The sequence below is a fragment of the Bacillus sp. FSL L8-0654 genome (genome assembly GCF_038629965.1).
In the GTDB taxonomy this organism is placed as follows: Bacteria; Bacillota; Bacilli; order Bacillales; family Bacillaceae; genus Bacillus; species Bacillus safensis.
Genome location: NZ_CP152026.1, coordinates 3,476,472 through 3,489,687, shown reverse-complemented (window position 1 = coordinate 3,489,687; position 13,216 = coordinate 3,476,472). Strand labels below are relative to the sequence as shown.

At 41.7% G+C, this 13,216-nt stretch carries 16 protein-coding genes; 11 read left to right on the top strand and 5 right to left on the bottom strand.

The annotated features are described in order from the left end of the window. The first annotated feature begins 21 nt into the window (after positions 1 to 21). The 3 genes from MHH65_RS18055 (at position 22) to MHH65_RS18045 (ending at position 3,256) form a co-directional block, all read left to right on the top strand. Positions 22 to 1,518, top strand: coding sequence for a sugar ABC transporter ATP-binding protein (locus MHH65_RS18055; protein WP_268413357.1), 1,497 nt, complete (start codon positions 22 to 24; stop codon positions 1,516 to 1,518). Further along, positions 1,515 to 2,528 carry an ABC transporter permease gene (locus MHH65_RS18050; protein WP_098677110.1) on the top strand — a complete coding sequence of 338 codons (1,014 nt, stop codon included), beginning with the start codon at positions 1,515 to 1,517 and terminating at the stop codon, positions 2,526 to 2,528. The genes MHH65_RS18055 and MHH65_RS18050 overlap by 4 nt, the downstream gene beginning before the upstream one ends. Before the next feature lie 95 nt (positions 2,529 to 2,623). After that, positions 2,624 to 3,256 carry a GTP pyrophosphokinase family protein gene (locus tag MHH65_RS18045; RefSeq protein WP_025093809.1) on the top strand — a complete coding sequence of 211 codons (633 nt, stop codon included), beginning with the start codon at positions 2,624 to 2,626 and terminating at the stop codon, positions 3,254 to 3,256. 45 nt (positions 3,257 to 3,301) lie between these two features. On the opposite strand, the gene MHH65_RS18040 is transcribed toward MHH65_RS18045, so the two are convergent. Both MHH65_RS18040 and MHH65_RS18035 read right to left on the bottom strand, forming a co-directional pair. Continuing rightward, positions 3,302 to 3,442 (bottom strand): hypothetical protein, encoded by a 141-nt coding sequence (locus MHH65_RS18040; RefSeq protein ID WP_162860197.1) that lies wholly within the window; start codon positions 3,440 to 3,442, stop codon positions 3,302 to 3,304. 19 nt (positions 3,443 to 3,461) lie between these two features. Beyond that, positions 3,462 to 4,547: a Rap family tetratricopeptide repeat protein gene (locus MHH65_RS18035; protein ID WP_098677111.1), complete on the bottom strand. Its 1,086-nt coding sequence runs from the start codon at positions 4,545 to 4,547 to the stop codon at positions 3,462 to 3,464. A gap of 519 nt (positions 4,548 to 5,066) precedes the next feature. Here MHH65_RS18035 and MHH65_RS18030 point away from each other — a divergent pair. From MHH65_RS18030 to MHH65_RS18020, 3 genes are all read left to right on the top strand, one after another. Beyond that, positions 5,067 to 5,831, top strand: coding sequence for a transporter substrate-binding domain-containing protein (locus MHH65_RS18030; protein WP_098677112.1), 765 nt, complete (start codon positions 5,067 to 5,069; stop codon positions 5,829 to 5,831). Between the two features lie 70 nt (positions 5,832 to 5,901). Continuing rightward, positions 5,902 to 6,546, top strand: a complete 645-nt coding sequence (locus MHH65_RS18025) for an amino acid ABC transporter permease (RefSeq protein WP_024423856.1) — start codon at positions 5,902 to 5,904, stop codon at positions 6,544 to 6,546. After that, entirely contained in the window at positions 6,543 to 7,271 is a 729-nt protein-coding gene (locus MHH65_RS18020) for an amino acid ABC transporter ATP-binding protein (protein WP_034281322.1), read from the top strand. Before MHH65_RS18025 ends, MHH65_RS18020 begins: the two co-directional genes overlap by 4 nt. A gap of 85 nt (positions 7,272 to 7,356) precedes the next feature. Here MHH65_RS18020 and MHH65_RS18015 read toward each other — a convergent pair whose 3' ends face one another. Beyond that, on the bottom strand, positions 7,357 to 7,740 hold the full coding sequence (locus tag MHH65_RS18015) for a VOC family protein (RefSeq protein WP_024423854.1): 384 nt from the start codon (positions 7,738 to 7,740) through the stop codon (positions 7,357 to 7,359). Between the two features lie 118 nt (positions 7,741 to 7,858). Here MHH65_RS18015 and MHH65_RS18010 point away from each other — a divergent pair, with 118 nt between their 5' ends. Then, positions 7,859 to 9,040 carry a class I SAM-dependent rRNA methyltransferase gene (locus tag MHH65_RS18010; RefSeq protein ID WP_098677113.1) on the top strand — a complete coding sequence of 394 codons (1,182 nt, stop codon included), beginning with the start codon at positions 7,859 to 7,861 and terminating at the stop codon, positions 9,038 to 9,040. A gap of 36 nt (positions 9,041 to 9,076) precedes the next feature. Here the strand turns inward: MHH65_RS18010 and MHH65_RS18005 are convergent, their stop codons facing one another. Both MHH65_RS18005 and MHH65_RS18000 read right to left on the bottom strand, forming a co-directional pair. Next, positions 9,077 to 9,757, bottom strand: coding sequence for a CidB/LrgB family autolysis modulator (locus MHH65_RS18005; protein ID WP_024423852.1), 681 nt, complete (start codon positions 9,755 to 9,757; stop codon positions 9,077 to 9,079). Beyond that, positions 9,751 to 10,134 (bottom strand): CidA/LrgA family holin-like protein, encoded by a 384-nt coding sequence (locus MHH65_RS18000; RefSeq protein ID WP_080701177.1) that lies wholly within the window; start codon positions 10,132 to 10,134, stop codon positions 9,751 to 9,753. The genes MHH65_RS18005 and MHH65_RS18000 overlap by 7 nt, the downstream gene beginning before the upstream one ends. A 165-nt stretch (positions 10,135 to 10,299) precedes the next feature. On the opposite strand from MHH65_RS18000, the gene MHH65_RS17995 reads away from it, so the two are divergent. From MHH65_RS17995 to MHH65_RS17980, 4 genes are all read left to right on the top strand, one after another. Beyond that, entirely contained in the window at positions 10,300 to 11,187 is an 888-nt protein-coding gene (locus tag MHH65_RS17995; RefSeq protein WP_039182411.1) for a LysR family transcriptional regulator, read from the top strand. A 17-nt stretch (positions 11,188 to 11,204) separates the two neighbouring features. Continuing rightward, positions 11,205 to 12,029 (top strand): hydroxyethylthiazole kinase, encoded by an 825-nt coding sequence (thiM, locus tag MHH65_RS17990; RefSeq protein ID WP_098677114.1) that lies wholly within the window; start codon positions 11,205 to 11,207, stop codon positions 12,027 to 12,029. After that, positions 12,016 to 12,684 carry a thiamine phosphate synthase gene (gene thiE / locus MHH65_RS17985; protein ID WP_098677115.1) on the top strand — a complete coding sequence of 223 codons (669 nt, stop codon included), beginning with the start codon at positions 12,016 to 12,018 and terminating at the stop codon, positions 12,682 to 12,684. The genes thiM and thiE overlap by 14 nt, the downstream gene beginning before the upstream one ends. A gap of 133 nt (positions 12,685 to 12,817) precedes the next feature. Then, positions 12,818 to 13,192 carry a nuclear transport factor 2 family protein gene (locus tag MHH65_RS17980; RefSeq protein WP_098677116.1) on the top strand — a complete coding sequence of 125 codons (375 nt, stop codon included), beginning with the start codon at positions 12,818 to 12,820 and terminating at the stop codon, positions 13,190 to 13,192. Positions 13,193 to 13,216 lie beyond the last annotated feature (24 nt).

Sequence of the window (13,216 nt, the reverse complement as noted above, 5' to 3'; positions counted from 1 at the left end):
ATCAAGATAAGGAGGACACCTATGACAGCGCCGCTTGTTCGTATGAAGAATATTTCAATTGAATTTCCAGGGGTCAAAGCGTTAGATCAAGTGAATTTTACATTAAAAAAAGGGACGGTCCATGCACTGATTGGAGCAAATGGTGCTGGGAAGTCAACGTTAATGAAGGTTCTTTCTGGCGCTCATTCCCACTTCGACGGGACCATCCACATCAATGGCCAGGCGGCATCCATTCAAACCCCAAAGGATGCATCCTCATATGGTGTGCAGACGGTCCACCAAGAAGTGGATACGGCGCTTGTTCCCTACTTAAGTGTTGGTGAGAATATGATGATGCATGAGATTGAGAAAAAAACATTTGTCAGCTGGAAAGAGCTGCATCGCAAGGCGGCTCAGCTATTAAAAGAAATGGACATCGACATTTCCACAAAACGACTTGTCAGCGATCTGACCCTTGCTGAAAAACAGATGGTGCTCATTGCCAAGGCTGTTTCCATTAAATGCAGCATTTTAATCTTAGATGAACCAACGGCTCCGCTTAGTCATGCAGAAACAAGCAAATTATTCTCAATGATTGATCGGTTGAAACAGAATGGGACGGGGATCGTGTTTATTTCTCACCGCATGCCTGAAATTTTCACCATCTGTGATGAACTGACTGTGATGCGAAATGGAACGGATGTCGCAGCTCACCTTGTCAAAGACACAAATCCGCAGCAGGTCATTGAAGAAATGCTAGGCGCACCATTAGAGGAGCAATTCCCGTCTCGCAGGCCACTGAAAGATGCACCTATTGTGCTTGAAGTGAAAGAGCTAAACGATCAACATAAATTAAACAACATTCACTTTTATGTCAAAAAAGGAGAAATTCTCGGGATCGCAGGACTTGTCGGTGCTGGAAAAACAGAATTGTGCAAAGCCCTTTTCGGTGCCTCAGAAAAAAAGACGGGGACCGTGCAGCTTCATGGTCAAACCATTCGCATCACATCGCCTCATCAAGCGGTGAGAGCGGGAATGGCTCTTGTGCCGGAAGAGCGGAGAAAAGAAGGGATTCTGACCGAAGAGAGCGTGGGGTGGAACTTAACGGCTGCAAGTCTTCACTCATTTTCACGAATATTCAGCTTCTTAAATCGTTCGAAGGAAAAGCGGGAAGCAGGCGACATCGTCAAACGGCTTGGTGTCAAAACGCCGTCTCTTGAAGCAAAGGTGAAGCACCTATCTGGTGGAAATCAGCAGAAGGTTGCTATCGGAAAATGGCTGCTGGCTGAGGCAGATGTGTATCTCTTTGACGAACCAACCAAAGGTGTAGACGTTGGAGCGAAAAAAGATATTTTCACTTTGATTGCAGAGCTTGCCGCCCGCGGAAAATCTGTCATTTATGCGTCGAGTGAGCTGTCAGAGATTGCAGGTATCGCTGACCGAGTATACGTGCTATATGATGGCAGCATTGCCCGGGAAATGACCGCACCGACCACTGAAGAGGAGCTTTTATATCATTCAACAGGAGGACAATCATGAGCGAACAACAAATTCCGGCCCCTGTGCAGCAAATCAAAAAACAGCGGCCATCCTTTCATCTGTTTGATTTCTTTTATCGATATGGCACAATCTTAACCATTGTTGTGTTGATTGTAATATTTGCGGCAGCGAATCCAGCGTTTTTGCAATCAGGAAATATCATCAATATTCTACGGTCTATCTCAATTGTGACCATCATTGCGGTGGGCTTAACCATCTCATTGGCAGTAAACGGCTTTGATTTATCAGTTGGATCAGTCGCTACGCTATCAAATGCGATTGTCATTTCTATGTTCGTATGGTTCTCGCAAAACCCACTGATTGCAATCCTCTCTGCACTAGCGGCTTCTATCATTGTTGGTTTGCTAAATGCATGGATGATCGTCAAAATGAAAATTCCAGATATGCTCATGACATTAGCCATGATGTTTATCATTCAAGGGCTGGCTCAAACGTATACGAAAGGGGCGACCATTTCTGAAAATATGGTGCTGCCCGATGGCACGTTCTCAACGGGAACGATTCCTGCCTTTTTCAGCAAAATTGGACAGGTGCCATATATCATTCTTATTATGGCTGCCATTGTACTCTTTGCGCATGTTTTCATGACCTACACAAAGCACGGCCGATTCATGTACATCATCGGTGGGAATAAGGAAGCGGCTCGTTTGTCTGGCATACATGTGAACAAATACAAAATTGCGGCCTATCTGCTTTCTGCGTTATTTGCAGCGATCGGCGGTATCGTGCTGGCATCAAGGGTCATGACAGCAGAAATTAATGCGGGTGCACCATATTTAATGGATGGAGTAGCGGCTGCTTTTATCGGCTTTTCCGTCATGGGAGCAGGTAAGCCAAACGCATTTGGCACTTTTATCGGGGCTGTACTCATCGGTATTTTACAAAATGGGCTTGTGATGATGTCTGTCCCTTATTATGCAATGGATATTGTGAAAGGCTCTGTGCTGGCCCTTGCACTGGCGCTGACATATTACAAACAACGAGGCTAACTGCGTATTTTTTAAAACCATTCGAGTCCTCTCTCCGTCTAGTAAACGGAAAGCGGTGCAGCTGCCGTTTCCCAAAAGGAGATGACAAAAAGAAAATGAATATGTCAGCAACTCATGTAGAAGATTTGAAAAATGTCATGGAAGACTGGAAAAATGAACTATTAGTATATAAATTTGCGTTAGATGAAATGGATACAAAGTTTTCAATTATCAGCCAGGAGTATAATTTAATCCATGGACACAACCCAATAGAGCATACAAAATCACGAATTAAATCCTTTGAAAGCATAGTGAATAAACTAGCAAGAAAAGGATGCGACATCACGACACAATGTGCCAAGGAGCATATCCATGATATCGCAGGTGTCCGCATCATCTGTTCTTTTATTCAAGATATCTATAACATTATGGATGTATTGAGGCAAAGAGAGGATTTAAAGATCCTTGAAGTGAAGGACTACATTCAACATCCAAAACCAAATGGCTACAGAAGCCTTCATTTAATTGTTGAGATACCTGTCTACTTAACAAATCGTGTGGAGCATGTGAAGGTTGAGATTCAGGTGCGGACCATTGCGATGGATTTTTGGGCGAGTCTAGAGCATAAAATCTATTATAAACTGCAAAACGATGTTCCTCATCAGCTGACTGATGAACTGAAGGAAGCCGCAGATATTGCCCATTACTTAGATGAAAAAATGCAGAATATTAAACGAGAAATTGATTAGCACATCAAAAAGCAGCTGTTTTGATCACAGCTGCTTTTTTTCATATTATGGATTGGTTCCACGGTCTCTCTTTTGAATAATATCTTGAGATTGTGCAGATTGGCTGTCTTTTTGAATGGAAGTACCAACAGAAACACCTGTTATCAAGAGGGTTAAAATCGCACTTGTGATGAGCCATTTCTTCATCATACATCACTCCATTTTCTTAACAAGTTTTCAAGGACAACGCCTTGTTTTTAAAATAAGAGGATTCTTCATGAAGCCCAAGATCTGTTAAGTAAGCTGCTGCATCCTGACAAACAGCTTCAAGGTCAACAAGGAAATTCATTGTTTCTAATTGATCGCAATAAGCCTTGATTTGCTCAATCATGTTGTCTGGCTGAATCATAAGTGTTTCTAAAATGGATAATTTAAGTGAAATGTTTCGTTGTTTTAAATTTTCTGCTTTTTGAAGTGAAAGCTGTACATAATAGTGGAACAAACCTGGCTTTTTCAGCTTAAAAAGTGCTTTTGTATAGGCGTACATGGCAAGTAAATAGCCGCCTGGAGAAGAAGTTTCGAATGATTCTATCATTAAAGCCTTTTCTAGGAGCGGCACAGCTTCACTGTATTCATTTCTTAGACTTTTAATAAAGGCTGCATTGCAATAGGCATGTCCAAGTAAATCTGGATCTTCCATCTGTTCTAGTGAATGAATCACTTCTTCGAACAGCGATTCTGCCTCATCATATTTCGACTGATCCGCATAATTCAAAGCAAGCATCATTTGACAGCTGATTGATTTTTTCACATAACATGGATCTGCGTCGTAAATAGATGAAGCCATCTTTAAGTGGTGGATGGAGAGAAGCGTGGACCTAATATTATAGTAAAGACACCCAGTTTTATAATGAAATTCGGCTTTTTCAATGTCATCGTGCACGAGATCTAATTTATCCTCGGCCAATTTTAAATGGTGAAATGCCGTATCCTGATTGCCTCTGCGCATTTCATACATCCCTTTAAAGAAATAGAAATAATAGCTGAGCATATCATCCGTACGGATGGCATTTTCATCAACAAAAAGACTATGATCTAATGAAGCTGTATCTTCTATTAGATCTTTAAAACGGTACTCTAGCAGTTGATAGTAAAGTAAGACGTCTTGATTTTCTTCCATTCGATCAAACGCTTGAAGAATGTCTTCTTTTAACTGAATGGCACCTTGTATCTCTCTTTTTTTCATCATGACATACCAATCATTGAGCATATTCGCTACATCAACGGACGACAAAACACCTGCTTCTGCCAATTCTTATCCTCCTTTCTTCATCTATCAATATCCGTTCTTCTGAATCAACTTCCCATATTCCAGTATCTTCTTATATTTTAAGCTCTCTCGTACAGTTTGTAAAACATGTTTTTTGATGTAAATTCAACCAATAGTGAAAGAAATAGAGAGACATCGCTCTTTTGTATACGCTTACATTTTTTTAGGTAAAAAGAGGGTTTTGGGAAAAATATATTACAATATCAATATAGAGAGGAAGCAAGTTGTTGAGTTTGCTTTCGTATGCAAGGAAGAAACATCATTTATCAAGGCGCTGCCTCGTTTTTTTGTGAGATTATCTCACATCATAATTGTGGATGACTCTTCTTTTAGAATAAAATGAGTTATTCGCAAAAAAGTAAAATTTAAAGAGACTATTGATCTAGAATTGTATGGATCTTTGGTATTGATAAAAAATATCACACACTATAGCTTTAGCGTGGTATAGTATTATTGTTATTGCGAATATTTAGACAAAACTGACAATGGGGGTCGTGTTTTATGAAGAAATCGATGTTATTGATCATGGGACTAATTGTTGTGCTTGTCATGGCAGCCTGTGGATCAAAATCGGACAGTGGTTCGGGAGAAGGCAAAGGCACATATAAAATCGGGATAGATACAACTTATCCGCCATTTGAATTTGAAAAGGGCGGTAATTATGAAGGGATAGACGTTGATTTAATTAATGCAATCGCGAAAGACCAAGGTTTCAAAGTGAAGCTTGAAGCCATGGACTTCTCAGGTATCATTCCAGCGATGCAGGCAGGACAGCTTGATGTTGGAATGGGCGGGATGAGTATTACAGATGAGCGTAAGAAGAAAGTAGATTTCTCAGATCCTTACTTCGACGCTGGACTGACAGTTGTTGTGAAAAAGGACAGCAGCATCAAATCTATTAATGATTTAAAGGGGAAAAAGCTAGCTGTTAAAAACGGAACGACTGGTGCCAAGTTCGCAGCTGATAACGCTGATAAATATGGGTATGAAGTCGTTCAATTTAATGACAGCCCATCTATGTTCCAGGAAGTATCAAACGGAAATGCAGATGCCTTAATTGAGGATTATCCTGTCATTACGTATGCGATCGCACAACAAGATTTAAAATTGAAAACAGTTGGAGACCGCTTGAATGGAGACCAGTATGGTATCTCTGTCATGAAGGGGAAAAACCAAGACCTATTGAAGAAGATCAATAAAGGCCTTGAGAACCTAAAGAAAAACGGTGAATATGACAAAATTATTGATAAATATTTGAAGTCATAACACAAGCGAGGCGCGCTCCGAGCGCGCTTTCTTTATGTGTCAGCCGTATGTGAATTAGGGAGGGAGAAACATGGATACAATTATTAATGCATTTCCGTATTTAATGGATGGTTTGCAAACCACTTTATATATCTTTGTTGTTGCCATCATTTTAGGGTTTATCATCGGTTTAATTGTGGCATTATTCCGTCTGTCACCATTTAAAATCTTAAATTTCATCGCACTCGTCTTTGTGAATGCCATTCGAGGCACACCATTTATCGTACAGCTATTCTTCATTTATTTTGGTTTGAATACACTTGAATTCATTTCGCTTGATCGAGTGCCCGCAGGGATTATTACAGTAGCGATTAATGCAGGGGCTTATTTCTCAGAAATTATTCGTGCAGGAATTCAGTCTATTGATAAAGGACAAACAGAAGCTGCGCGCTCTTTAGGCTTTACAGGGGGGCAAAACATGCGCTTTATCGTCCTACCGCAGGCATTCCGCCGCATGCTCCCAGCGATTACAAACCAGGCCATCATCAGCTTGAAGGATACATCTCTCTTATCTATTATCGGAATTGCCGATATTATGCAGCGAGGGCAAGTTCAAGCATCGGCTACATTTGATCCTTTGAATGTCTGGCTGATTGTCGGTGTCATTTATTTCGTGATCATTTATTTACTTTCTCTACTGGCTAGCTACGCAGAAAGGAGATTTGATATCAAATGAGTATGATTACGGTGAAAAACTTAAAGAAATCCTTTGGCGATCACGAAGTGTTAAAGGATATTAATGCAGTCATCGAGGAAAAGGAAGTCGTGTGTGTCATAGGTCCTTCTGGATCAGGGAAAAGCACGTTTCTAAGATGCCTCAATAAATTAGAAGATATCACGGCTGGAGAAGTCGTTGTCCACGGGCACACGATTACAGACCCAAAGGTGAATATCAATAAAGTACGACAAGAAGTAGGCATGGTGTTTCAGCACTTTAATTTATTCCCTCATAAAACCGTTTTAGAAAATATTACAATTGCACCGATAAAAGTAAAAGGCATCGAGAAGAAGGCGGCAGTCGAAAAAGCGTTAGACTTGCTTGAAAAAGTCGGCTTAAAAGACAAAGCTCAAAGCTATCCTAACCAATTATCTGGTGGACAAAAACAGCGTGTAGCCATTGCAAGAGCGTTGGCAATGGATCCGAAAGTACTATTATTCGATGAGCCGACATCAGCTCTTGATCCTGAGGTCGTAGGGGATGTATTAGCTGTAATGAAACAATTAGCTGTCGAAGGTATGACAATGATTGTGGTCACACATGAAATGGGCTTTGCAAGAGAGGTAGGAGACCGTGTCATCTTTATGGATGGCGGATATATTGTCGAGGAAGACAAACCGGAAGCTCTCTTTGGGAACCCGCAGCATGAGCGTACAAAATCATTTCTTAGTAAGGTGTTATAAAAAAGAGTAAGGGCATGTATATGCTCTTACTCTTTTCTTTATGAATAAATGGGAGAGATTTAGCGGCCCCATTTCCTAGGAAATATTAGCGCTGGAAGAATTCGATCCATTCTTGGTCTGGTCCTCTGAAAAAGAAGTAGCAATATCCATTTGGTAATGTCGTAATTTCTTCATCAATTAATTCAATTTGCAGCTTTTGAATACGATTGAATTCAGCATGAATGTTGTCTGTTGTGAAAGCGAGATGATGGACCTTCCCTTCAGATGGCAGGTCACTGCTGTAGCCTTGGATGAGCTCAATTTCCGTTTCGGTTTCATCTTTAAAACCGAGAAAGGCAAGCTCAATCACTCCATTTGTATGAGTGATGCGGTCCTTTAATTTCATGCCCACCACTTTTTCATAAAAATCAATCGACTGATCAATATTCGAAACCATAATACCTGTATGATCTAAGCGTAATGTCGTCAAACGAAGTGCCTCCTCTATGTCATGTTGATAATTTTCTCCTCATCTTATCATAATAGAAGTAACGTATACATTCATATGGTAGGATAGAGAGAGTCAATTTAGGATAAGGATGACACAAATGAAAAAAATCTCATTAAAACAAACATTTGCGGAACAAGTGAAAAAGGGATATCCGCTCATTTCCAAAGATGCAGTATCGCATGTGAACGGTGTACGGGAAGGCGAGCTCATTGAATGGGTGGATGAGCGGGGCACTTTTTTAGGAAAAGGGTATTATGGTGTACAAAATAAAGGTATCGGCTGGGTCCTAACCTTTGATGCGAACGAAAAAATAGATCAAGCTTTTTTTGTCTCTAGGCTTGAGCAGGCAGCGAAAAGCAGAACGCATTTATTTCGTGATGCACAGACGACTGCTTTCCGTGTGTTGAACGGAGAGGGTGATGGAATTGGCGGCGTCACGATTGATTATTATGACGGATTCTACCTCATCCAATGGTATAGCGAAGGAGTCTATACATTAAAGGAAGATGTATTGGCTGCGCTTGAGCACGTATATCCAGACTATAAAGGCATTTATGAAAAGAAACGATTTGATACATCTGGACAGTATATAGAAGATGATGATTTTGTGAAGGGAGAGAAAGGTGAATTTCCTCTCATCGTGAAAGAAAACGGCATGAACGTGGCGGTTTACTTAAATGATGGCGCGATGACGGGTATCTTCCTTGATCAGCGTCATGTGAGAAAAGCGATCCGAGATCGTTATGCAAAAGGAAAGACTGTGCTCAATACATTTTCTTACACAGGTGCTTTCTCAGTGGCAGCTGCGCTTGGCGGAGCGAGCCGTACGACAAGTGTGGATGTTGCAAACCGCAGCTTGAAAAAAACATCTGAGCAGTTTGAAGTCAATGGTATTGATGTGGACGGGCAGGATATCAAAGTCATGGATGTTTTTAAATATTTTCCGTTTGCAGCGAAAAAAGGCTGGACCTATGAACTCGTCATCTTAGACCCGCCTTCCTTTGCACGAACGAAAAAGCACACATTCAGTGCGGCGAAGGATTATAAGAAGCTATTAAAAGAAGCCATCCAAATTACAGCTGAGAACGGCGTCATTGTGGCATCAACGAATAGCAGTGCATTTGGCATGAAGAAATTTAAAGGGTTTATTGCGCAGGCTTTTAAAGAAGCAGGGCAAACCTATCGGATACTTGAAGAATATACCCTTCCTGAGGATTTCCGTACAACGAAGAATTATCCTGAAGGGAACTATTTAAAGGTTGTCTTCATACAAGCATAAGAAAAAGCCATTTTCCAATAAGGGAAATGGCTTTTTTTATAAGGCAAACGACATAAGGATAGGCGCTGCACATAATGTAATAATGGCTGAAATAATCATCGATACACTTGAGATCGTTCCTGAGACGGAGCTCATTTCAAAAGCCTTCGATGTTCCTGCCCCGTGTGCACCCGTTCCAAGCAGGACGCCCATGGCAATGTCATTATCGATGCGGAAGTAACGGATCACCATTGGACCGATAATCGATCCAAACAATGCGGTTAAAATGACAAACACGGCCGTAACGGACGGCATGCCGCCGATCATCTCTGACACACTCATCGCTACAGGTGTTGTAACCGATCTTGGGACAAGGCTCTCAATAAGGCCTGTGTCCAGATGAAACAACTTGGCGATAAAAGCCGTTGATAAGATCGCAATGACAGAGCCGCAAGCCACATTCAAAATAATTTCCACTGCATGCTTCTTCAGGATATGAAAATACTTATATAAAGGAATGGCAAAAGCAACAGTCGCAGGCTGCAGCATATTCGTGAGCCATTTCCCTCCTTGATTGTAAGCATCGTAAGGAATGTTGACGATTAACAGCAAGACGACAAGGACAAGCGGAGTGACAAGTAACGGTGAGACATAGACCTTCGGATGCCGTTTGTACACCGCTTTTGATCCGAGATATAAAAGAACTGTTAAAATCAGAAATAGTCCGCCAACTAACATAGTTTTTTCCGCTCCTTTCGTTTTGCAATCATTTGCGTCATGATACCAGTTGAGAGCATGACCACAAACGTACTAATTAAGACGACAAGGACAATACTTGTGCCAGATTGAGAAAGCAGTTTTCCATAATCAATGACACCAACTGCTGATGGAATAAAGAAAAGCAGCAGTTCTCCGAGCAGCCATACGGCGCCAAGTTCTATCCATTTTAATTGAATGATCTTAAAATGAAGTAATAAGAAAATGACAAGAATGCCTAAGATCGTGCCCGGAATTCTTAAATGCAAAAAGGCCGCCAGCACATTCATGAATTTCGCAAAAATAAACAAGACCATAATCTGAAGGGCAGCAATCAGCGGCGTTTTGAGCAATTTCACTTTCTGTTCACTCCTTTTTCTATATAAATTGTTCAGTGTTTCACAAAAACATGACAACGTTCCAATTGATGAGCTTACTTTAAAGTGTACAGCACGTTCAGTTATAGGTAAAATACATATATCGAATAGTAATTATTCCTTTTGTCTATAGGAAGGATGAAGCATGTGGACATCAGACATTTAACATATTTCTTAGAAGTGGCAAGATTAAAGAGCTTCACGAAAGCATCGCAGTCTCTTTACGTATCGCAGCCGACCATTTCTAAGATGGTCAAAAACCTGGAGGATGAGCTGGGGGTGCAGTTGTTTTACCGAAATGGCCGGCAGGTTGAAATGACAGATGCTGGCCAAACCATGTATACACAGGCGAGTGAAATTACACAGTCATTTCAGAATTTAACGAGCGAATTAAATGATTTAATGAATGTGAAAAAAGGGCATATTCGAATCGGACTGCCGCCGATGATTGGGTCAAGTTTCTTCCCGAATGTCATGGGGGAATTCCGCCAGCAATATCCAGATGTCACATTTCAATTAGTTGAGCACGGCTCCATTAAAGTAGAGGAAGGGGTCGAGGATGGGTCGTTAGATATTGGTGTCATTGTTCTGCCTGCAAATGATAAAATTTTTCATACGTACACCATTATTAAAGAGAACATGAAGCTCGTGACGCATCCATCCCATCCGATGGCTGGTCGTGAGGAAGTACATTTAGCTGATTTAAGGGAAGAGTCTTTTATTTTCTTTAGAGAAGATTTTGTTCTGCACAGCCGGATTTTGAATGAATGTATGAATGCGGGATTTCGGCCAAATGTCATTTATGAAACGTCTCAGTGGGATTTCATTAGTGAAATGGTAGCTGAAAACTTAGGGATTGGACTTCTGCCAGAACGAATCTGCCGTGATCTTGATCCCGAAAAGGTAAAGGTCATTTCCCTAAACCCGTCGATCCCGTGGCATTTAGGTGTCATTTGGCGAAAGGACCGCTATTTGTCGTTTGCGGCAAGAGAATGGTTAAAGCATACGAAATCCTACGTGTGGGATGCAGAGTAAAAGGGAGGACGATACGGATGAAAATAAGCTGCGCGTCTCATTTATTGGAGAAGGTTCGAGAAAAAAATCCACTCGTTCATAATATCACCAATCAAGTTGTGACGAATTTTACAGCGAATGGACTGCTTGCTTTAGGTGCTTCGCCAGTCATGGCAAACGCCAAAGAAGAAGTGGCTGAAATGGCGCAATTAGCGGATGCACTAGTGCTGAATATTGGCACATTGACTAAGGAAACGGTGGAAGCGATGATACTCGCTGGACAAGCCGCCAATGAAAAAGGTGTACCTGTTTTGTTAGATCCTGTCGGCGTCGGTGCGACAACGCTTCGAACGAATGCTGCTCAACAGCTGTTAGAGAAAGTGAAAATCACCGTTGTCAGAGGAAATGCTGCTGAAGTGGCTCATTTACTTGGAGTGGATGGCTGGGAGTCAAAAGGCGTTGATGCGAAAGCGGCGAATGGAGATGTATCGGCATTAGCCAAACAAGCGTCTATTGCACTTCAGACAATAGTGGTAATCACAGGAAAAGTCGATGTGGTGTCAGATGGAGATGAGGTGCTGTCTATTCATAATGGACATGAATGGCTCACGAAGGTGACGGGAACTGGCTGTTTGCTGACGTCTGTCATCGGAGCATTTTGTGCAGCGGGTGAACAGCCGCTTCATGCGTCGGCAGCTGCATTGATGTTTTATGGTGTCGCCGCTGAAAGGGCAGCTCTGCACGCAATGGATAAAGGACCGGGAACTTTTCAAATGGAATTCTTAAACGCACTATCACACACAACCGGCGATGATGTGCTGACACTAGGGAAAATAGGGGGAGTTTCACATGACAAAGGCTGATCAACAGCAAATCAAACAGCAATTATCGGTTTATTTTATTTTGGGCACAGCGAATACAACGAGGCAGCCGCTTGATGTTGTGAAAGAGGCCATTCAAGGCGGAATCACCATGTTTCAATTTCGTGAAAAGGGTGAAAAAGCCTTGCAGGGTGAAGAGAAGAAACAATTGGCTCGTCAAATTCAAGCGCTTTGCCAAGAAGCAAATGTTCCTTTTATTGTGAATGATGATGTACAGCTAGCGATTGATCTAGATGCAGATGGCGTTCATGTTGGACAGGAAGACACAAATGCAAAAGGCGTCAGAGAAAGGATCGGGAATAAAATATTAGGCGTATCGACGCATAACCTAGATGAAGTAAAACAAGCCATGAAGGACGGAGCAGATTATGTCGGGATGGGCCCAGTCTATCCAACGGAAACGAAAAAGGATACACGCAGTGTCCAGGGTGTGTCTTTGATCACTGAAGTCCGCCGTCATGGCCTTCAAATTCCGATTGTAGGTATCGGAGGGATCACATACGACAACGCAGCACCAGTGATACAAGCTGGGGCAGACGGTATAAGCATCATTAGTGCTATTAGCCAGAGCGCCGATCCTAAAAAAGCAGCAGAAGAGCTGAAATCACTTGTTGCAGCAAAAAAAGCATCTCTTTAATCTGAAGGAGACATGGATTAAATCAATTCATGTCTTTTCTTATGCCGGGTAAATTAGACAGGAGCTATACAATTGTGTACAATCATATAGTTCGATTATTTTCGAAATGACAGGTAAATAAAGGAGAATGAACATGGAAGTGCTCGATACGTATTTTCGTCGATACGATGAAGCAGGAAAAGGGCAGGAGCAGATGGATGAATTGCTGGCATTGTTTTCTGACGATGTCATGATTGTCTTAAATGGCGCCAAAAAGCCTGGGATCCAAGCGTTCACACAATTTTTGAATACATTTTTCCACGTACATGATGACATTAAGCATATGTGGGATGGGTGGAATAAAAGAGAAGATGGAAAGTATGAAACAAACTGGGCCGTTTGCGGAAAGCTTTCGGATGGCCGTGTCTATACAGCAGAAGGAATTGATATCGCAGAGCTGGACGACCAAGGGAAGATCGTTTATTTAGAAAACGTTCCGAAAAACCCAGAGTTATTCCAGCGCTATTAAAAAAAAGCCGGTTGAGCAGCCGGC